General features: G+C 71.7%; 16 protein-coding genes. 11 read left to right on the top strand and 5 right to left on the bottom strand.

Annotation, left to right across the window (positions count from 1 at the left end; genetic code table 11):
- Window positions 1-19: 19 nt before the first annotated feature.
- Window positions 20-487, bottom strand: a complete 468-nt coding sequence (locus ABZ880_RS33050) for a DUF5990 family protein (protein ID WP_361270387.1) — start codon at window positions 485-487, stop codon at window positions 20-22.
- Window positions 488-626: 139 nt separating this feature from the next.
- Here ABZ880_RS33050 and ABZ880_RS33055 point away from each other — a divergent pair, with 139 nt between their 5' ends.
- Both ABZ880_RS33055 and ABZ880_RS33060 read left to right on the top strand, forming a co-directional pair.
- On the top strand, window positions 627-1,226 hold the full coding sequence (locus ABZ880_RS33055; RefSeq protein WP_361270389.1) for a hypothetical protein: 600 nt from the start codon (window positions 627-629) through the stop codon (window positions 1,224-1,226).
- 40 nt (window positions 1,227-1,266) lie between these two features.
- Complete coding sequence (locus tag ABZ880_RS33060; RefSeq protein ID WP_361270392.1) at window positions 1,267-2,010, top strand: YcnI family protein; 744 nt, start codon at window positions 1,267-1,269, stop codon at window positions 2,008-2,010.
- An 18-nt stretch (window positions 2,011-2,028) separates the two neighbouring features.
- On the opposite strand, the gene ABZ880_RS33065 is transcribed toward ABZ880_RS33060, so the two are convergent.
- Both ABZ880_RS33065 and ABZ880_RS33070 read right to left on the bottom strand, forming a co-directional pair.
- Window positions 2,029-5,151, bottom strand: coding sequence for an FAD-binding and (Fe-S)-binding domain-containing protein (locus ABZ880_RS33065; RefSeq protein ID WP_361270394.1), 3,123 nt, complete (start codon window positions 5,149-5,151; stop codon window positions 2,029-2,031).
- Between the two features lie 75 nt (window positions 5,152-5,226).
- Window positions 5,227-5,739, bottom strand: coding sequence for a MarR family transcriptional regulator (locus ABZ880_RS33070; protein ID WP_361270397.1), 513 nt, complete (start codon window positions 5,737-5,739; stop codon window positions 5,227-5,229).
- A 141-nt stretch (window positions 5,740-5,880) separates the two neighbouring features.
- Between ABZ880_RS33070 and ABZ880_RS33075 the strand changes: the two genes are divergently transcribed.
- Entirely contained in the window at window positions 5,881-6,396 is a 516-nt protein-coding gene (locus tag ABZ880_RS33075; RefSeq protein ID WP_361270400.1) for a YceI family protein, read from the top strand.
- 7 nt (window positions 6,397-6,403) lie between these two features.
- On the opposite strand, the gene ABZ880_RS33080 is transcribed toward ABZ880_RS33075, so the two are convergent.
- Complete coding sequence (locus ABZ880_RS33080) at window positions 6,404-8,104, bottom strand: hypothetical protein (RefSeq protein WP_361270478.1); 1,701 nt, start codon at window positions 8,102-8,104, stop codon at window positions 6,404-6,406.
- 300 nt (window positions 8,105-8,404) lie between these two features.
- Here ABZ880_RS33080 and ABZ880_RS33085 point away from each other — a divergent pair, with 300 nt between their 5' ends.
- The 4 genes from ABZ880_RS33085 (at window position 8,405) to ABZ880_RS33100 (ending at window position 11,238) form a co-directional block, all read left to right on the top strand.
- A complete protein-coding gene (locus tag ABZ880_RS33085; RefSeq protein WP_361270403.1) occupies window positions 8,405-8,794 on the top strand; it encodes a cell division protein SepF in 390 nt (129 codons plus the stop codon).
- A 250-nt stretch (window positions 8,795-9,044) separates the two neighbouring features.
- Complete coding sequence (locus ABZ880_RS33090) at window positions 9,045-10,259, top strand: ATP-binding protein (protein ID WP_361270406.1); 1,215 nt, start codon at window positions 9,045-9,047, stop codon at window positions 10,257-10,259.
- Window positions 10,256-10,606 (top strand): nucleotide pyrophosphohydrolase, encoded by a 351-nt coding sequence (locus ABZ880_RS33095; protein ID WP_361270409.1) that lies wholly within the window; start codon window positions 10,256-10,258, stop codon window positions 10,604-10,606. Before ABZ880_RS33090 ends, ABZ880_RS33095 begins: the two co-directional genes overlap by 4 nt.
- A gap of 155 nt (window positions 10,607-10,761) precedes the next feature.
- Entirely contained in the window at window positions 10,762-11,238 is a 477-nt protein-coding gene (locus tag ABZ880_RS33100; protein ID WP_361270412.1) for a DUF6099 family protein, read from the top strand.
- Between the two features lie 39 nt (window positions 11,239-11,277).
- Here the strand turns inward: ABZ880_RS33100 and ABZ880_RS33105 are convergent, their stop codons facing one another.
- On the bottom strand, window positions 11,278-11,445 hold the full coding sequence (locus ABZ880_RS33105; RefSeq protein ID WP_361270415.1) for a hypothetical protein: 168 nt from the start codon (window positions 11,443-11,445) through the stop codon (window positions 11,278-11,280).
- Between the two features lie 240 nt (window positions 11,446-11,685).
- Here ABZ880_RS33105 and ABZ880_RS33110 point away from each other — a divergent pair, with 240 nt between their 5' ends.
- From ABZ880_RS33110 to ABZ880_RS33125, 4 genes are all read left to right on the top strand, one after another.
- Complete coding sequence (locus ABZ880_RS33110) at window positions 11,686-12,609, top strand: LLM class F420-dependent oxidoreductase (protein ID WP_361270418.1); 924 nt, start codon at window positions 11,686-11,688, stop codon at window positions 12,607-12,609.
- A gap of 159 nt (window positions 12,610-12,768) precedes the next feature.
- The gene (locus tag ABZ880_RS33115; protein WP_361270421.1) at window positions 12,769-14,247 is read left to right on the top strand and encodes a 3' terminal RNA ribose 2'-O-methyltransferase Hen1; all 1,479 of its coding nucleotides are present in this window, start codon (window positions 12,769-12,771) and stop codon (window positions 14,245-14,247) included.
- Window positions 14,244-16,787 (top strand): polynucleotide kinase-phosphatase, encoded by a 2,544-nt coding sequence (locus ABZ880_RS33120; protein WP_361270424.1) that lies wholly within the window; start codon window positions 14,244-14,246, stop codon window positions 16,785-16,787. The genes ABZ880_RS33115 and ABZ880_RS33120 overlap by 4 nt, the downstream gene beginning before the upstream one ends.
- Before the next feature lie 209 nt (window positions 16,788-16,996).
- On the top strand, window positions 16,997-19,126 hold the full coding sequence (locus tag ABZ880_RS33125; protein ID WP_361270427.1) for a RiPP maturation radical SAM C-methyltransferase: 2,130 nt from the start codon (window positions 16,997-16,999) through the stop codon (window positions 19,124-19,126).
- Window position 19,127: the final 1 nt, after the last annotated feature.

Consider the following 19,127-nt stretch of genomic DNA (forward strand, 5'->3'; position numbering starts at 1 on the left):
GCGCCGGGCGCGCGGACGTTCACGCCTGCCGGGCCGGCCCGGCGGTCCAGGTGATATGCGGCGGCACGACCCGCGCACACAGGGGGTGCCCACGCCCGTCGGTCAGCCCCAGACGTCCGACCAGCAGCCCTTCGCACACGGCGGCGTCGAGTACCTCGGCGGGCACGCCGTCGAGCATCAGCTTGGCGCGCCGGAACATGGCGAAGGCACCGGAGCCGTCGACCGCCCCCCACGACAGATAGATGAACCGACCTCCCGAGCGCCCTTGCACATACGGCCCCTTGACGTCCGTACCGCTGACCGCGCACTCCAGTGTCCAGTCGGCGGACGCGGCGTCACCGGGCTGCGGATCGAGCAGTTCGCCCGGACGCTCCCGGCGCTGCACGGCCACATGAATGTTCGTGTACGACGGGATGCCGCCGTCGGGCCCGCAGGCTCGGCCCGGCAGGTCGACTCCCTCGATACGGATGCGCAGACCGGCCGTCATCCCGGCACCGCCTCGGCTCGTCGCTGTGTGGGTTTTCAGTGAGAGTGGGTTGTCAGTGAGCTGGGTCTTCCAGTGTGCACCTGTGCCCTTGGCCATCCGCAGGGCGGGGCGGCCGCCGCGCGTGGCAGTATCGGGCGCCATGAAGGCGTCTTCCTCCATACGCGGGCTGCGCGCGGCGGTGTTCGCCGCGTTGTGCGTGCTGCTCGCCGCCGGGGGACACGCACTGGCGACCGGGGCGGCGCCGCCCGTGTGGGTGCAGGCCGTCGGGTTCGTGCCGGTCTTCGGGGCCGGGTTTCTGCTGGGCGGCCGGGAGCGGTCGCTGGCCGCCATCGGCGCGGGCACGGTGACGGCCCAGGGTGGGCTGCACCTCGCCTTCGACGCCGTACGGCCGCACACGGCGATGGCCATGCACGGCATACAGACCATGCACGGCATGCGCATGGCCCACTCCCACGCCCTGACCGCGCACGCCACCGCCGCGCATGTCGGGGCGGCCGTGGTGCTGACCTGGTGGCTGCGACGCGGCGAGGCCGCCCTGTGGTCGCTGCTGCGCCGGGCCGCCGCGCTCGTCCCGGGCCTCGCGGCCTGGTGGCAGGTGCGCGGCGGGGCGAGAGCAGTGCCGGTCGCGCCGGATGCCGTACGCCTGTGTGCCGACGGTCCGCGGCCGCTGAGGCGAATCCTGTTGCGGCACGCGGTGCAGCGGCGCGGTCCGCCGGCGGGGATGTCGTACGTGCACTGACCTCGACATTCCTTCTTCCGGTACGGAGATCCGCCCACCCATGTCCACAGCACGCATCGCCCTGCGCCGCGCCGGCGTCGTCACCGGTCTGGCCGCCGCCGGAGTCCTGACCGCCGCGGGCATCGCCTCCGCGCATGTCACCGTCCACCCCGAGAGCTACGCCAAGGGCGCGACGGACGGCGTCCTCACCTTCCGCGTCCCCAACGAGGAGGACACGGCAAGCACCACCAAGGTCCAGGTGTTCCTGCCGACCGACCACCCTGTCCTCGGTGTGCTCGTGTCGCCGCCGCAGGACGGCTGGACGGCGAAGGTCACGACCGCGAAGCTCAAGAAGCCGGTGAAGACCGACGACGGCACCATCACCGACGCCGTCTCCGAGATCACCTGGACCGGCGGCAAGATCGGCGCCGGCCAGTACCAGGACTTCAACGTCGCCTTCGGTCAACTGCCGGACGACACCGACCAGTTGACCTTCAAGACCCTCCAGACCTACTCCGACGGCAAGACCGTCCGCTGGATCGAGGAGGCGCAGTCCGGCGACGACGAGCCGGAGAACCCGGCACCGGTTCTCAAGCTGACCGCCAAGGCCGCCTCGGACGAGGACGGCGGCACCCCGGCCGCCTCCTCCGCGACCACCGCCAAGAGCTCCACCTCGGCCGCCTCCTCGGACAGCAGCGACTCCACCGCCCGCGGGCTCGGCGTCGCCGGTCTGGTCGTGGGCGTACTGGGCCTGGCGGCGGCGGTGTTCGCCGTCGTGCGCAGCCGGTCCGGCAAGGCGCAGTAGCAGGGGCAGCTGCGGGCGTCACCGCCGCAGCCTGCGCAGCACTCCCGCTGCGACGCCCGCGGCACCCACCCCGACCCCGCCGGCCGCAAGGGCCCTGCCCAGACGGCCCGGCGGGGCGGGCCGCACCTCGGGCCCGACCCCGTACGCACTGCCGTGCGCGCCGTCGGGCAGCGCCGAGGCCAGCAACTCCGCGAGGTGGACGGCTTCGTGGCCGCCGCTGTCGAACTCGTGGACCTGGGTGCGGCAGCTGAAGCCGTCGGCGAGCAGGACCGTGGCGGCGTCCGTCTCGCGCAGCCGGGGCAGCAGTACCCGTTCCGCGCACGCTTCGCTGACCTCCAAGTGCCCGCGCTCGAACCCGAAGTTGCCGGCCAGCCCGCAGCATCCGGAGTCCAGCCGCTCGACGTCGACGCCGGCCCGGCCGAGCAGTTCGCGGTCGGCGTCCCAGCCGAGCACCGCGTGCTGGTGGCAGTGCACCTGGGCCAGCGCCCGCGCGGAACGGTCCGGCAGCTGCGGGGGCCGGTAGCCGGGGGAGTGCTCGGTGAGCAGTTCGGCGAGGGTCACCGTCTGCTCGCTCAGCCTGCGTGCGTCGCGGTCGCCGGGGAACAACTCGCGCATGTCCGAGCGGAACACGGCGGTGCAGCTCGGCTCCAGGCCGACCACCGGGCCGCCCGCCCGCACATGCTCGGCGAGCCGGCGCACGGTGCGGCCCAACACCCGCTCGGCGACGGCCAGTTGCCCCGTGGAGATCCACGTCAGTCCGCAGCACATCGGTTCGCGGGGCAGCTCCACCCGCCAGCCCGCGTGCTCCAGCAGCTCCACGGCCGCCTGTCCGACGTGCGGGTGGAAGAAGTTCGTGAAGGTGTCCGGCCAGAGCAGGACGGTGCCGCGCGCCCCGTCACCGTACGACTCCCGACGGCCCGCGAACCACTGCTGCAGCGTCCGCCCGGCGAACAGCGGGACCTCCCGGTCCTCGACCCCGGCGAGGGCGACGGCCGCCTTCGACAGCGGCGGGGTGTGGGTGAGCGCGTTGACCAGCGGGCCGAGACGGGCGCGGCCCACCGCCTGCGCCAGAACCGGCAGCCAGCCCATCGACAGATCGGAACGGGGCCGGCGCCAGGGCCGCCCCGCGTAGTGGTGGGACAGGAACTCCGCCTTGTACGTGGCCATGTCGACGTCGGCCGGGCAGTCCTTCTTGCATCCCTTGCAGGCGAGGCAGAGGTCCAGCGCGTCCCGCACGGCCTCCGACCGCCACCCGTCCCGCACCGCGCTGTCGCCGTGCCCGTCGAGCATCTCGAACAGCAGCCGGGCCCGCCCCCGCGTCGAGTGCTCCTCCTCCCGCGTCACCTGGTAGGAGGGGCACATCACCGCGCCGCCCCGGGTGGTGAGCTGCCGGCACTTGCCCACGCCCACGCACCGGTTGGCGGCCTCGGCGAAGGAACCGCCGTCGTCCGGGAAGCGGAAATGTAGATCACGGGGTGCGTACGGGGCCCAGTCACCGCCGAGTCGCAGGTTCTCGTCGAGCCGGTACGGCGCCACGACCTTCCCCGGGTTCATCCGGTCCAGCGGATCGAAGACGGCCTTCAGCCGCCCGAACGCCTCGACCAGTTCGCGCCCCAGCATCCGTGGCAGCAGCTCGCCCCGGCTCTGCCCGTCCCCGTGCTCCCCGGACAGCGAGCCGCCGAACCCCACGACCAGGTCGGCCGCCCGCTCCATGAACCTCCGGTAGGCGGCCACCCCGTCCACGCTGTACAGGTCGAAGGGGATACGGGTGTGCACACAGCCCTGTCCGAAGTGGCCGTAGAGACTGGGCCCGGTGTCGCTGAGGTACCCGAACTCCTCGAACAGGCACCGCAGTTCACGCAGGTAGTCGCCCAGCCGTTCGGGCGGCACCGCCGAGTCCTCCCAGCCCTCGAAGGTGTCGGGCCTGCCCGGGATGTGCGCGGTGGCGCCGAGCCCGGCCTCGCGCACCTGCCACAACTCCTCCTCGTGGGAGGGGTCGTCGAGGAAGGCGACCTCGGCGTCGTGCTCGGACTCGTGCAGCCCGTCCAGCATCCGGTGCGCCCGCTCATCGGCCTCCTGGACGGTGTCCGCGCCGAACTGCACCATCAAGAAGGCGTTACCGTCCGGGAGTTGGGCGCGCGCCTTCGGGTTCAGCTGCTTGATCCGCTCGTCCCGGACCAGCCGGGAGTCCACACCCTCCAGCGCGATCGGCTCGTACGGCAGGATCGCCGGTACGGCGTCGGCGGCCACGTCGACGTCCGGGAACCCGAGCACCACCAGTGTCCGTTCCCTGACCACGGGCACCAGCTCCAGCTCCGCCCGCAGGACGGTGACCAGCGTCGACTCGCTGCCGACGAGCAGCCCCGCGACGTCGAAGCCGTACTCGGGCAGCAGCGAGTCCAAGTTGTAGCCGGAGACCCGGCGCGGGATCTCGGGGAAGCGGCGGCGCACCTCGTCGCCGTACCGGTCCCGCAGGGCGCGCAACTGCCGGTAGACCGCGGCCCGTAGATCCCCCTGCCGCTCGATCTCTGCGTACTCCTCGTCACTCGTCTCCCCGCACCAGAAGCGGGTGCCGTCGTAGAGCAGCACCTCGAGGCGGGAGATGTTGTCGACGACCTTGCCGTGCGCCTGCGCGGTGGCGCCGCAGGAGTTGTTGCCGATCATGCCGCCGATCGTGCAGTTCATGTGGGTGGCGGGCTCCGGGCCGAAGCGCAGGCCGGTCGGTGCGAGCCGGCGGTTGAGGTCGTCGAGGACGATGCCGGGCTGGACGACACAGGTGCGGGCGCCCTCGTCCACGGACTCCAGCCGGTGGCAGTACTTCGACCAGTCGATCACCACGGCGGTGTTGGTGCACTGCCCGGCCAGGCTCGTCCCGCCGCCGCGCGACAGCACGGGCGCGTCGTACTCGCGCGCCACGGCCACCGCCTCCCCGGCCGCCTCGGGAGTGCGGGGCACGACCACGCCGATCGGGGTCTGCCGGAAGTTCGAGGCGTCGGTGGAGTACGCGGCCCGGCTCCCGGCGTCGAAGCGGACCTCCCCGTCGACCCGCTCGCGCAGCGCGGCCTCGAGTCCCGCCGGGTCGACCGGCGGCGCGGCGCCTCCGTGACGGACGACGGGTTCGGGCAGGTCCAGCGCGGCCATGCGGCCCTCCTACGGTCACCGGCACGAGAACGGGACGGGACCGCCGAGTACCCAGGCGGGGAGGGGCAACCCGTCCTACGGCGCCTCGGGCTCCCCGGCCTCCTTGGCGAGCTCCGGGAGCAGACCGCACATCGCCTCGTGCTGGTCCGGGCCCATGACATGGGTCAGGGCCCCGGTGACCGTCGCGGCGAGGGTGCCGGAGGCCTCCTGCAGAAGACGGCGGGCCTTCTCGGTGAGGGCGACCTCGATGCCCCGCTTGTCACCGCAGACCGACTTGCGGGTGACCAGACCTGCGTGCTGGAGACAGGCGATCTGGTACGTGAGACGGGTCTTCGGGCGGCCCAGGAGCTCCGCGATCCGCGTCATGCGCAGGCCTGCCCTGGGCTGCTCGGCCAGCAGGCACAGGATCAGGAACTCGTCGTGCGAGACGTCCAGCCGCTCCTTCACGACGGACCGCAGCTCCTGCTCCACCGCCCCCATGGCCGCCAGCATCACCATCCAGGCCCGCAGCTCCTTGGGCAGCAGACCGCCACCCTGCGCGGACGGACATTCGGGCAGGTCGGTGCGGTGCTCCTCGGGGTCGGCCATGGATTCGAGTCTACTCGTTGTCCAATTTTGGACGAGGGGGTTGTCCATATTTGGATAACGAGCTAGCGTGCCAGTCATCCAAATTTGAATCACCCCGTTCCTCGGGTCCCCTCACCGAACCCCCGCTCACTGGAGAAGATCATGACCGTCGCCGTCGAAACCGGCGTGTGGCAGCTCGACGCCGCCGCCTCCACCGTCGCCCTGCGCCACAAGACGATGTGGGGCCTTGTCACCGTGAAGGGCACCTTCACTGCCGTCGGCGGCCACGGCGAGGTCGGCGCCGACGGCTCGGCCACCGGCACGATCACCCTGAACGCCGCCACCCTCGACACCAAGAACAAGAAGCGCGACGAGCACCTGCGCTCGGCCGACTTCTTCGACGTCGAGAACCACCCCGAGATCACCTTCGCCGTGCGCAGCGCCAAGGCCGGCGCCGGCGACTCCGTCGAGGTGTCCGGTCAGCTCACCGTCCGCGGCATCAGCCGCCCGCAGTCCCTCACCGCCCGCCTGGCCGGCGCGGACGCCGACGCCCTCACTCTGGACACGGAGTTCACCGTGGACCGCGGGGAGTTCGGCCTCGGCTGGAACCAGATGGGCATGATCCGCGGCCTGACGACCGTCGCCGCGACTCTCCGCTTCGTGCGTACGGCCGCCTGACGTCCCGTCAACCTCGCTGGCGGGCCTGCACGTCGGCGAGGTCCGCCACCAGGTGGAGGTCCATGCTGGACAGCGTCTGCGGGGTCGGCGTGAAGGCCCGCAGCCGAAGCCGGGCGTGCGGCCCCGGCAGGGTGAACCTCCCGGCCGGCGGTCGCAGTTCGTAGCGCGCCGTCCCGTGCGCGGGCAGGGTGGACGGTCCCCGCAGGATCGTCCAGTACTGCTTCAGGCCCTGGCCGACGGTGAGCATGAAATGCGGTTCGAGGGCGCTGTCCTCGGTGTTGGTGACCCGCAGGGTCAGCCGGGAGACGGCACTCGCCGAGGCCCGGCGCACCGAGGCGACCTCCATCCGGAGCGGCGGCTTTCCGGTGACCGCCAGGACGGCGCTCACCAGCGCCGGGGCGAGCAGCAGCGCGGCGGTCGCGACCAGCGCCGGACGCCGGTGCCGGCCGGTCAGCAGGCGCGGGCGCGGCTGCCAGGCCCGCGCGAACTCGGACGGGGGTGCGGTGATCGCGGCCGCCAGCCACAGCGGGGTCATCATCAGGTAGTAGCCGTCCTGGGACCGGGTCGCCAGGAAGAAGGCGCACCAGGGCAGGACGGTCGCCGCCGGTCCCAGCCGGCGCATGAACAGCACCAGCAGCGCGAGCAGGGCCGCGGCCAGCAGCAGGCTGGCGTGCGCGTACCAGTCGAGCCGGTCGCTGCCGTTCGTGAAGTACAGGGAGACGCCCACCAGGCCCTGCCCGTGCAGCGTCGCTCCTTGGATCAACGGCAGTGCGATGCCGCTGATCCAGGTGCCCGGCTCGCTCACGATGAAGTACGTGTTGATCAGCAGCCACACGGTGGCGGCGAGGCCGGCGATCCGCAGCACCACCAGCGCCGCGGCCCGTCCGCCCAGTTCCCCGCGGCGCACCGCGTAGATCCCGGCCAGCAGGAACGGCGCCAGAAACCAGGGCAGTTGCTGCGCTGCACACGCGGCACCCAGGCACACGGCCCGTGCCGCACCGGCCGCCCCGAGCCGCCCGCCGTACCCGGTGCGCGGCCAGCGCACCACCACCGGGATCAGCAGGGCCAGCGCGGTGATCGCCGGGTAGCCCTCGCGGCCGTAGGTCGGCAGAAACCCGAAGCCGAGGCAGGCCATGGTCGCCGCCGACCGCCACTGCACGGGCAGCATCCGCCACAGCACGACGGTGCCGACGATCAGGGCACCCGTGCTCACGGCCGTCGCCGGGGCGCCGCCGTGGCCGAGCCACAGCAGGGGTGCGGTGAGCAGCGGGGCGAGCGGGGGATAGCCGTACGTGAAGTCGTAGCCGCCGTTGAACGTCGTGGTGAGGGCGATGCCCTTGGTGAAGAGCCAGGGCCACGGGTGCCCGTAGACGTGATGGCCCGCGACCAGCTCCTTGGCGGCCTGGGTGGTGAGCACCGCCTCGTCCGAGCCGCCGTGGTTCATGGCCCACGCGCACAGGGCGAGGACCACGGCGGTCACCAGCACGACCACGTCGAGCCGCGCCAGCGACCGGGCCCGGCGCACCACGAGCGCCAGCACCCCGCACACCAGGATCGAGGCGTAGCAGACCGAGATCACGGCGGCGACGGCCGGCCGGTGACTGGCCGCCTGGGTCCAGATCGCCCGCGTACCGATGAAGAGGCTGACGTCGGCGAGCAGCGTCAGAACGCGGTGCCACTGTGCGGGGGGTTCCTGGGCGGCGGACACCGCCGACTGCGTCCGCCGGCCGGGTGCCACCAGCTGAGTTTCTGCCAAGTGCACGTCACGGGACGCTAGTCGCGGCCGGTGAGCGGGGCGTGGCCGGAGGTGAAGAGTCCGGTGTGAGGCGGGTAAGAAGCCCCGATCGGGCAGGAACCGGTCATTCCCGACCATGCCTGTCGACCGCATCTGTCGCCGCCGATACGGTTGTGACGGTCGCGGACCGTGTCGCTGTTGGGCCGAACGGGTGACATGGCGTAAGAATTGGCTGGTGCAGGCAATGAGTGCGAGTCAGTTCGGGGGGAGCCGGTGAACAGCCACGACGTCACCGATGAGCAGTGGGAAGGGCTCGCCCAGGTCGTGCCGTTGCGCGGACGCGACGCCTGGCCGTCCGCGGTGGGTCACCGTGCGCTCCCGGAGGCGGTGACGGAGACCCGCCGCCGCTTCGTCGTCCTCAGGATCAGCGTCTTCGCCGACGCCCGCGAGGTCGCCGAGACCCTGATGGCCGGCGTCCCGGTCCTCCTCGACCTCACCGGCGCGGAGACCGAAGTCGCCAAGCGCGTCCTGGACTTCAGCACCGGAGTGGTCTTCGGCCTGGCGAGCGGCATGCACCGCGTCGACCGCAACGTCTTCCTGCTGACCCCGTCCGGCACCGAGGTCAACGGCCTGATGGAGAGCGCCGGCGTCTCCTCGACCTGACCTGGGGCCTGTCCGGCAATTCCCGCCTGCCCCGCGGCGTCTGGCACGCACTCCCCCACTGCCTCAAGGACGTGGGGGGACCCCCCGTCGAGGGCGCTCCGGCGCCTTGCGATCGCACGCACCAGACGCCGCGGGGCCCGCCTTTCGGGCGGACGACGGGAATTGCCGGACAGGCCCCTGGTCCCCCGATCGTAGGAAGCTCCGCACGCCGGAACGGTTCGCCGCTCCGGCGGAGCCCTACGGTCCGGGGATGGCCGTGTCATCTGTGTCGCTGAAGCCGTCGTCCTTGTCGCCGAAGCCGGACGCCAACTCGCGTTCCGATACGGTCCGCTCGTGTGCGGACGGCGGACGCCCGGAGCGGCCCTGTGTCACCGAGCTGAGGTTGTCCGCCTTCGCCGGGCATCGCGGGGCCGGGTTCGGGCTGGGCGCGGTCACCCTGTTCGCCGGGCCCAGCGGGGTCGGCAAGACGAGTGCGCTGCGGGCGTACGAGGCGCTGGCCCGGCTCGGCGGCGGGGCGCAGGCCGGTGAGGCGTTCCCCGACCCGGTGGCCTGCGTGCCCGACCGGGCCCGGCCCGACGCCCAGCGCCGGCGCGGCTTCCGCATCGGCTGCACGGCCGACGGACCCGAGGGGCCGGTCCGGCTCGACGTCGCCGTCCAGGCCGAGCCCGAACTGCGCATCGTGGGCGAGCGGTTGACGTCCGGCGGCCTTGTCCTGCTGGAGACCGCCCTGCGCGATCCCGCCCGCCGCACCGTGCAGGCCGCCTGGCACACCGCCGGCTCGGCGTCCGTCACCCGGGCCCCGCTGCCCGACGACCGGCTCGGCACCGCGATGCTGCCGCTGCGCGTGGCCGGCAAGACCGACGGACAGCGGCGGGTGCTGGCCGCCGCCGAACAGATGGTGGTCGCCCTGCGCTCCGTCTTCGCCTGCGATCCGCGCCCCGACCGGATGCGGGCCCCGGTGCCGACGGGCTCCGGCCGCCTCCTCGGCGGCTGCGGCAACCTCGCCGCCGTCCTGTGGCGCACCCGCGCCGAGTGCGGACGCCGCCATGCGCAGCTCGTCGACGCCGTGCGCAAAGGATGCACCGGAGCCGTGGCCGACGTGCTCGCCGAGCCACTGGGCGACGGAACGGTGCAGGCGCTGCTCGACCGCGGCGACGGTTTCCGGACGTCCTTGGGGCGCCTGGGAGAGGGCGAGTTGAGGTACGTCGCCCTAGCCCTGGTCCTGCTGACCGGCCCGGGCGTACTGGAGGTGGACACCGCCGGGGAGGTGCCCGCGGCGATGCAGTCGCTCACCGTCCTCGCCGACGGCTTCGACCGCTCACTGGACCCACGGCAGCGCCGGGAACTGCTGCGGCTGGCCGTGCGGATGGCCGGCCGCGGGCACATCCGCCTCGTCGCCGCGGTCAGCGACGCGTCGTGGGCCGCCGGGACCGAAGGCGTCACGGTGGTACACCTGGAGCCGTGACCGATCCCCTGCACCAACCCCCGCACGAGCCCCTCGACGTGGCGAAACTGCAGCGCAGGCTGGCCGAGTTCGCCGCCGCCCGCGACTGGCAGCCGTACCACACGCCCAAGAACCTCGTCGCCGCGCTCAGCGTGGAGGCCTCCGAACTGGTCGAGATCTTCCAGTGGTTGACGCCGGAGGAGTCGGCACGGGTCATGGACGACCCCGATACCGCGCACCGGGTCACGGACGAGGTCGCGGATGTGCTCGCGTATCTGTTGCAGCTGTGCGAGGTGTTGGGCATCGATCCGCTCGTGGCGCTGGACGCGAAGATCGACCGCAATGAGCGGAGGTTCCCGCGGCCGTAGGAGCGAATCGATCCGCTTTCACTCTCCGGAGTCAAAATCCGGCCTGAAACCGATTCATTGTCCACAGATTTCCGCCTTCCTCTGGCTTTTCGTCCCGCACCCCCTCACTCTGGGTAGTGAACAACGGAGTTCGGGCCGACAGACGGGGACAGCGCATGGACGCGGTGCGGCTCATCGTGACGAGCAGACGGGCCCTGGCGGGAAGCGGCGACGCGCCGGAAACCATGACGGAGGTGTGGCAGGCGCAGGCCCTGGCACAGGCGATAGGCAGCCGCCTCGCGGTCTCCGGACCACCCGAACTCCGGGGCGAGGCACTGGGGTTGACGGAGCTGGCGGGCCGCGGCTGCGGCGTCCTGGACACACCGCGCCTCGCCACCGAGGACCTGCGCGCGGCCCAGCTCACCGATCTGGGCGACGCCCGCCAGACCCTCCTCGGCCTCGGCGGCCTGCTGGGCGAGGTGGGCATCGCCCTGGTCGGCCTCGCCTGCGCCGTGGACGACGAGAGCACCTACTGGCAGTGCATGGAGGCCATCGACGCGGCGGACGAGTCCAGGGACCGGGTCCGGGAGATGCTGCGCAGACTCGCGGACCGGGAAGAGGCGTTGCCGGAGCCGGAGAGGGAGGCGGGCTAGGGTTCCCGGTCGTGTCAGGCGCTCCGGTCGGCCCGGGTCTCAGCCGGCCTCGCCGCTCTCCTGGGAGCCTCGTCCCGCCGACTGCAGATCCGCGTCCAGTGCCGACAGGTCCGCGTTCAGCGCCGCCATCAGCTCCTCCATCTGCTGCAGCAACCCCTTCGGCTGGCCGGCGCCCCCGCCCTGCTGCGGAACGGACTCTTCGGACATGACGGCCTCCTCGGCCCCGGGCCCCCTCGGGGAGGCCGATGCGGGTGACAGCCCCGGCGACGACAGACCGGAGCGGGCGCCGGGCGGCCCGGCTCCGCACGAGCAACGATCACCACCAGGCCGGGTCACTGGCGCGAGCGCACCGCCTGCCCCTCGTTGACGGATTTCACCCGCCCGGGGACGGCCGTGCCCGGCGGGACCGATGGGGTTGACAGTCACCGGAGCGTGCAGGATGGAGGTATGGATCTTCGCATCTTCACCGAGCCCCAACAGGGCGCCTCCTACGACACCTTGCTCACCGTGGCGAAGGCCACCGAAGACCTCGGCTTCGACGCCTTCTTCCGCTCCGACCACTATCTGCGCATGGGCTCCGTGGACGGCCTCCCCGGCCCCACCGACGCCTGGATCACCCTGGCCGGCCTGGCCCGTGAGACCAAGCGCATCCGCCTCGGCACCCTCATGACCGCCGGTACCTTCCGTCTGCCCGGCGTGCTCGCCATCCAGGTCGCACAGGTCGACCAGATGTCCGGCGGCCGCGTCGAACTCGGCCTGGGCGCAGGCTGGTTCGAGGAGGAGCACAAGGCGTACGGCATCCCGTTCCCGAAGGAGAAGTTCGCGCGCCTGGAGGAGCAGCTCGCGATCGTCACGGGCCTGTGGGAGACAAAGACCGGCGACACCTTCGACTTCCACGGCACCCACTACGACCTCACGGACTCGCCCGCGCTGCCCAAGCCCGCACAGGACCGGATCCCCGTCCTGATCGGCGGCCACGGAGCCAGCCGCACCCCGCGCCTGGCCGCACGCTACGCGGACGAGTTCAACATGCCGTTCGCCTCGATCGAGGACAGCGAGCGCCAGTTCGGCCGGGTCCGCGCCGCCGCCCAGGAGGCCGGCCGCAGGCCCGAGGACCTCACCTACTCCAACGCCCTGGTCGTCTGCGTCGGCAAGGACGACCAGGAGGTCGCCCGCCGCGCTGCGACGATCGGCCGCGAGGTCGACGAACTGAAGGCGAACGGCCTGGCGGGCACCCCGGCCGAGGTCGTCGACAAGATCGGCCGCTACGCCGCCATCGGCTCGCAGCGGCTCTACCTCCAGGTCCTCGACCTGGACGACCTGGACCACCTGGAGCTGATCTCGGCCCAGGTCCAGGCACAGCTGTCGTAGGAACGGACAGTCGCAAGAGCCGTAGCAATAAACAAGGGCGCGGGTCGGCCCCGTGTGCGAAGGTGAGACCGTCGTCCTGCCGAGCCCCCAGGATCACCATTCCTGGGGGCTTTCGTGCGTACGGCACCCAGAACCGTCCACCTGTCGGAGAGTCTCCGCATGTTCCTGACCATCACCACCACCGGCACCCCCGAACGCCCGGCCACCGACCTCGGCTTCCTGCTGCACAAGCACCCCGACAAGGCGCAGGCGTTCTCCACCTCCTACGGCAAGGCGCACGTCCTCTACCCCGAGGCCGACGCCCAGCGCTGCACGGCGGCGCTGCTGCTGGAGGTCGATGCCGTGGCGCTGGTCAGGAAGGGCAGGGGCAAGGGGCGCGGCGGGGCGCCCGACGCGGCGCTCGCGCAGTACGTCAACGACCGCCCGTACGCGGCCTCCTCCCTGCTCGCCGTGGCGCTGAGCAGCGTGTTCTCCAGCGCGATGAAGGGCGTGTGCAATGCCCGGCCGGAACTTCCCGCCGAGCCGAGGCCGCTCACCGTCGAGGTGCCCGCGCTGCCCGCCAGAGGCGGCCCCGACCTCGTACGGCGTCTCTTCGAGCCGCTCGGCTGGACGGTGACGGTGGAGTCCGTCGCCCTGGACACGGAGTTCCCGGAGTGGGGCGACTCGCGCTATGTGCGTCTCGTCCTGGAGGCCGAGGACCGCACCCTCGCGGAGGCGCTGCGACACCTCTACGTCCTGCTGCCGGTCCTCGACGACGCCAAGCACTACTGGGTCGCCTCCGACGAGGTCGACAAGCTGCTGCGGGCCGGTGAGGGCTGGCTGTCCGAGCACCCGGAGCAGAAGCTGATCACCAGCCGTTACCTCTCGCGCCGCTGGTCGCTGACCCGCGAGGCGATGGAGCGGCTCGAGCTGGTGCGGCTCGCGGAGGCCGACGACAGCGAGGTCGAGGACATCGACAACGCCGTCGAGGCGGAGACCGAGACGGAGGAGAAGCCGACTCCGCTCGCCGTGCAGCGACGGGACGCGATCATCGAGGCGCTGCACGCGTCCGGTGCGGCGCGCGTGCTCGACCTCGGCTGCGGACAGGGGCAGTTGGTGCAGGCGCTGCTCAAGGACGTGCGGTTCACCGAGATCGTCGGCGTCGACGTGTCGATGCGCGCGCTGACCATCGCCTCCCGGCGGCTCAAGCTCGACCGCATGGGCGAGCGGCAGGCCTCGCGGGTCAAGCTCTTCCAGGGCTCGCTCGCGTACACCGACAACCGCCTCAAGGGGTACGACGCCGCTGTGCTCAGCGAGGTCATCGAGCACCTCGACCTGCCGCGGCTGCCCGCCCTGGAGTACGCGGTGTTCGGCTCGGCCCGTCCGCGCACGGTCCTGGTGACCACCCCGAACGTCGAGTACAACGTCCGCTGGGAGTCCCTCCCGGCCGGCCATGTCCGGCACGGCGACCACCGCTTCGAGTGGACGCGCGAGGAGTTCCGGACCTGGGCGCAGACGGTGGCCGAACGGCACGGCTACGGCGTGCAGTTCGTGCCCGTCGGTCTCGACGACCCCGAGGTCGGACCGCCGACCCAGATGGCGGTGTTCGAAATGAGCATGGCCGACCCGAAGACCGAGAAGGAGGCGAAGGCGGCATGACCGAGAACCAGACCAAGGGGCGCGTCCTGCCCGTCACCGACCTCGCCCTCGTCGTCCTCGTCGGCGCCTCCGGTTCCGGTAAGTCGACCTTCGCCCGCCGGCACTTCAAGCCGACCGAGGTGATCTCCTCCGACTTCTGCCGCGGCCTGGTCTCCGACGACGAGAACGACCAGAGCGCGACCAAGGACGCCTTCGACGTCCTGCACTACATCGCGGGCAAGCGCCTGGCCGCCGGCCGCCGCACCGTCGTCGACGCGACCAGCGTGCAGCAGGACTCCCGGCGGCAGCTGATCGACCTGGCCAAGCAGTACGACGTGTTGCCCATCGCCATCGTGCTGGACGTCCCGGAGGAGGTGTGCGCCGAGCGCAACGCGGCCCGCACCGACCGGGCCGACATGCCGCGCCGGGTCATCCAGCGCCACATCCGCGAACTCCGCCGTTCCGTACGGCACTTGGAGCGCGAGGGCTTCCGCAAGGTGCACGTCCTGCGCGGGGTGGAGGACGTCGAGAACGCCACCGTCGTCACCGAGAAGCGGTTCAACGACCTGACCCACCTCACCGGCCCCTTCGACATCATCGGCGACATCCACGGTTGTGCCTCGGAACTGGAGTCGCTGCTCGGCAAGTTGGGCTACACCGACGGTGTGCACCCGGAGGGCCGTACGGCCGTCTTCGTCGGCGACCTCGTCGACCGGGGCCCGGACAGCCCGGGCGTGCTGCGCCGTGTGATGTCGATGGTCGGCTCGGGCAACGCCCTGTGCGTGCCCGGCAACCACGAGAACAAGTACGGCCGTCATCTCAAGGGCCGCAAGGTCCAGCACACCCACGGGCTCGCCGAGACCATCGAGCAGATGGAGGGCGAGAGCGATGAATTCCGCGCGCAGGTGCGGGAGTTCATCGACGGGCTCGTCAGCCACTACGTCCTGGACGGCGGCCGGCTGGTGGTCTGCCACGCCGGTCTGCCCGAGAAGTACCACGGCCGCACCTCCGGCCGCGTCCGCTCGCACGCGCTGTACGGCGACACCACCGGCGAGACCGACGAGTTCGGGCTGCCGGTGCGCTACCCGTGGGCGGAGGACTACCGGGGACGCGCAGCGGTGGTCTACGGCCACACCCCGGTCCCGGAGGCCACCTGGCTCAACAACACGATCTGCCTGGACACCGGCGCCGTCTTCGGCGGCAAGCTCACCGCGCTGCGCTGGCCGGAGCGGGAGCTGGTCGACGTACCGGCGGAGCAGGTCTGGTACGAGCCGACGAAGCCGCTGCGGACCGAGGCGCCCGGCGGTCACGACGGCCGGCCGCTCGACCTGAACGACGTGCACGGCCGCCGGATCGTCGAGACCCGGCACTCGGGCCGGGTGTCGGTCCGCGAGGAGAACGCGGCCGCGGCCCTGGAGGTCATGAGCCGGTTCGCCGTGGACCCGCGCCTGCTGCCGTACCTGCCGCCGACCATGGCGCCGACGGCGACCAGTCACGTCGAGGGCTACCTGGAGCACCCGGCCGAGGCCTTCGCCCAGTACGCGGCGGACGGTGTCGCGCGGGTCGTGTGCGAGGAGAAGCACATGGGCTCGCGGGCCGTGGCGCTGGTGTGCCGCGACGCGGAGGCGGCGCGGAAGAGGTTCGGGGTCGACGGTCCGACGGGCTCGCTCTACACCCGTACCGGACGCCCGTTCTTCGACGACGAGTCGGTGACCGAGGAGATCCTCGGGCGGGTCCGCACAGCCGTCACCGAGGCCGGTCTCTGGGCCGAACTCGACACGGACTGGCTGCTGTTGGACGCGGAGCTGATGCCGTGGTCGCTGAAGGCCTCCGGGCTGCTGCGGTCGCAGTACGCGGCCGTCGGCGCCGCGTCGGGCGCGGTGTTCCCGGGTGCGTTCGCCGCACTCGAGGGCGCCGCGGCGCGGGGCGTCGAGGTGGCCGACCTGCTGGCCCGCCAGCGCGAACGGGCCTCGAACGCGGCCGCGTTCACGGAGGCGTACCGCCGCTACTGCTGGACGACGGACGGACTGGACGGCGTACGCCTCGCGCCCTTCCAGATCCTCGCCGTCCAGGGCCGCAGCCTGGCCGCACTGCCGCACGACGAGCAGCTCGCCCTGCTCGACCGGCTGGTGGAGCATGACGGCAGCGGTCTGCTGCAGACCACCCGACGGCTCTACGTCGACACCGGTGACCCGGAGTCGGTGCAGGCGGGCGTCGACTGGTGGCTGGAGATGACCGGTCGCGGCGGCGAGGGCATGGTCGTCAAGCCGATCGGTGCGCTCGTGCGCAGCACGGAGGGCCGGCTGGTGCAGCCCGGCATCAAGTGCCGGGGCCGCGAGTACCTGCGGATCATCTACGGTCCGGAGTACACGCGCCCCGACAACCTGACCCGCCTGCGCGGCCGCTTCCTGAACCACAAGCGGTCGCTGGCGATCCGCGAGTACGCCCTGGGCCTGGAGGCACTGGACCGGCTGGCGGAGGGCGAGCCGCTGTGGCGGGTGCACGAGGCCGTGTTCGGGGTGCTGGCGCTGGAGTCGGAGCCGGTGGACCCGCGGCTTTGAGCCAAGGTCGGCCACCGGCCCTGGGCACCCCTTGTGTCCCACAGGCACCCCGCCTAACTTGAACATCCTTACGAATCAGGGGAGTTCGAGGAGGGTGGGGCACCCGTGGAGATCAAGAAGGTAGTCGTCCGCGAGGAAGAGAAGACGAACCGGCAGCCGCGCATCGTGGAGAAACGGCCGACGCGCTGAACGGGCTGCGCGTCCACCTGGTGACGATGCCCTGGCATCCGATCGATCTGCCGTCACTCCAGGTGGGCCTGTTGCACACCCTGGTCTCGCGTACCCGTCCCGACGACGAGGTGCGCGAGTTCCACGGCTCGTTGCGCTGGGCGGAGTTCCTGCTGGAGTGCTCCGGCGGGCGGCTGCGGCCGGGCGACTACGTGCGGGTCGGCAGCGACTCGATCTTCCACGGCCTGGGGGACTGGGTCTTCTCCGGAGTGCTCCACGACGACCCCGGCTGGGGCACGGAGCAGCTGCGCGACTATGCCGAGCGGCACGCGATCACCGTCGACACGGCTCGCGAAATGCGCCCGTACGCGGCCGAGTTCATCGCCGAGTGCGCGGATGCCGTACTCGCCGACGAGCCGGACGTCGTCGGCTTCACGACCACCTTCATGCAGAACGTCTCCTCACTCGCGCTGGCCCGTGAACTCAAAGTCAGGCGCCCGGAGTTGACGGTCGTCTTCGGCGGCAGCAACTGCGACGGCCCGATGGGCCACGCCCTGCATCGCAACCACCGCTTCGTCGACCACGTGGTGCGCGGAGAAGGGGAGTACGCCTTCCCGGCCCTCCTGCGCCACCTCGACGAGCGCACCCCGCCTGCGGACGTCCCCGGTCTGTGCTGGTGGGACGGCGAGGTCTCGCGCGCCAACACCGAGTCGAAGCGCACGGTGGCACCCGCCGACATCCCCTCTCCCGACTACGACGACTGGCAGTCGGCGCTGGACGCCTCCCCGGTCGCCGAGTACGTGCACCCCAAGCTGGTCGTCGAGGGCGCGCGCGGCTGCTGGTGGGGCGAGAAGCACCACTGCACCTTCTGCGGACTCAACGGCTCGGCGATGGCCTTCCGCGCCAAGCCCGGCGAGCGCCTCTGGTCCGAGCTCGACCGCCTGGTCCGCCGGCACCGCATCCTGGACGTCGTCACCGTCGACAACATCATCGACATGGCGTACTTCAAGGACTTCCTGCCACGCGCCGTATCCAGCGGCTGGGACCTGCGCATGCACTACGAGGTCAAGTCCAACCTCACCCCCGACCAGCTCGCCCTGCTCGCCGACTCGGGCACCGTGCACATCCAGCCCGGCATCGAGAGCCTGGGCAGCCGCGTCCTCGACCTCATGGACAAGGGCGTCACCGGCGCCCGCAACATCCGCACCCTCCGCGAGTGCGAGAACCACTCCCTGACCTGCTCCTGGAACCTCCTCTACGGCTTCCCCGGCGAGACCGCCGACGACTACACGTCCGTGATCGACCAACTCCCGGCGCTCGTCCACCTCCAGCCGCCGGGCGGCGCCCACCGCATCCAGCTCGAACGGTTCAGCCCCCACTTCAACGACCCCGGCCTCGGCTTCGGCAAGCGCCGCCCGGCCGAGATGTACCAGCACGTCTACGACCTGCCCGAGGACGAACTCGCCGACCTGGTCTACCTGTTCGACACGGAGGACGCCGGCATCGAAGGAGAGGCGGAGGCGCGGCTCAAGGCGGGCGTCGAACGCTGGCTCACCGACCACCCCGGCTCCCGGCTGACGTTCGCAGAGGACGGCGACGCCCTGCTGGTGCACGACCGCCGGGCGGGCCGGCAGCCGCGCACCCACCGGTTCACGGGCTGGCAGGCTGCCGCCCTGCGCCGCCTGGAGGACGGAAGAAGCGGGACGGCCCTGCACCGCCTGCTCGCCGAGGGCGGTCACCCGGTCCCCGCCGAGGAGCTCGACGAATGGCTCCAACACGCCTTCGGACTCGGCCTGTTGTTCCGCGACAGACGGACCTATGTCTCGCTGCCCACGTGGGGCGAGCCGCTGCGCATGGACGACGATGCCGTGACCGGCCCTTCGGCGGGGTATGTCTACGGGATGCTCTACCACCGGCGCGGACCAGGCTTCGTCACCGTCATGGACCGTAGGGACCCCACGGCCTCGGTGCGTTACACCCTCGACGACCCCGACCTCTTCTCGACCTTCGAAACCCTTCAAGTACCGACCCCACTGGACGAGTTGACCGACAGACAGCGTGCGGCGGCCGCGCTGCTGGCCGACGAGGGGCTCGTCAAGGTGACCGACGGCCGGGCGGTGGTCCTGGCGCCCCGTATCGGCCAATGGCCCGTCCCCTGCACCGGAATCTGAC

This window comes from Streptomyces sp. NPDC047043 (genome assembly GCF_040644055.1).
GTDB lineage: Bacteria > Actinomycetota > Actinomycetes > Streptomycetales > Streptomycetaceae > Streptomyces.

Excerpts from the sequence above, each read along its gene's own strand:
- ABZ880_RS33055 (WP_361270389.1), top strand. The coding sequence starts at position 627 with ATGAAGGCGTCTTCCTCCATACGCGGGCTGCGCGCGGCGGTGTTCGCC.
- ABZ880_RS33065 (WP_361270394.1), bottom strand. The coding sequence starts at position 5,151 with ATGGCCGCGCTGGACCTGCCCGAACCCGTCGTCCGTCACGGAGGCGCC.
- ABZ880_RS33070 (WP_361270397.1), bottom strand. The coding sequence starts at position 5,739 with ATGGCCGACCCCGAGGAGCACCGCACCGACCTGCCCGAATGTCCGTCC.
- ABZ880_RS33050 (WP_361270387.1), bottom strand. The coding sequence starts at position 487 with ATGACGGCCGGTCTGCGCATCCGTATCGAGGGAGTCGACCTGCCGGGC.
- ABZ880_RS33060 (WP_361270392.1), top strand. The coding sequence starts at position 1,267 with ATGTCCACAGCACGCATCGCCCTGCGCCGCGCCGGCGTCGTCACCGGT.
- ABZ880_RS33105 (WP_361270415.1), bottom strand. The coding sequence starts at position 11,445 with ATGTCCGAAGAGTCCGTTCCGCAGCAGGGCGGGGGCGCCGGCCAGCCG.
- ABZ880_RS33120 (WP_361270424.1), top strand. The coding sequence starts at position 14,244 with ATGACCGAGAACCAGACCAAGGGGCGCGTCCTGCCCGTCACCGACCTC.
- ABZ880_RS33100 (WP_361270412.1), top strand. The coding sequence starts at position 10,762 with ATGGACGCGGTGCGGCTCATCGTGACGAGCAGACGGGCCCTGGCGGGA.
- ABZ880_RS33115 (WP_361270421.1), top strand. The coding sequence starts at position 12,769 with ATGTTCCTGACCATCACCACCACCGGCACCCCCGAACGCCCGGCCACC.
- ABZ880_RS33110 (WP_361270418.1), top strand. The coding sequence starts at position 11,686 with ATGGATCTTCGCATCTTCACCGAGCCCCAACAGGGCGCCTCCTACGAC.
- ABZ880_RS33090 (WP_361270406.1), top strand. The coding sequence starts at position 9,045 with ATGGCCGTGTCATCTGTGTCGCTGAAGCCGTCGTCCTTGTCGCCGAAG.
- ABZ880_RS33075 (WP_361270400.1), top strand. The coding sequence starts at position 5,881 with ATGACCGTCGCCGTCGAAACCGGCGTGTGGCAGCTCGACGCCGCCGCC.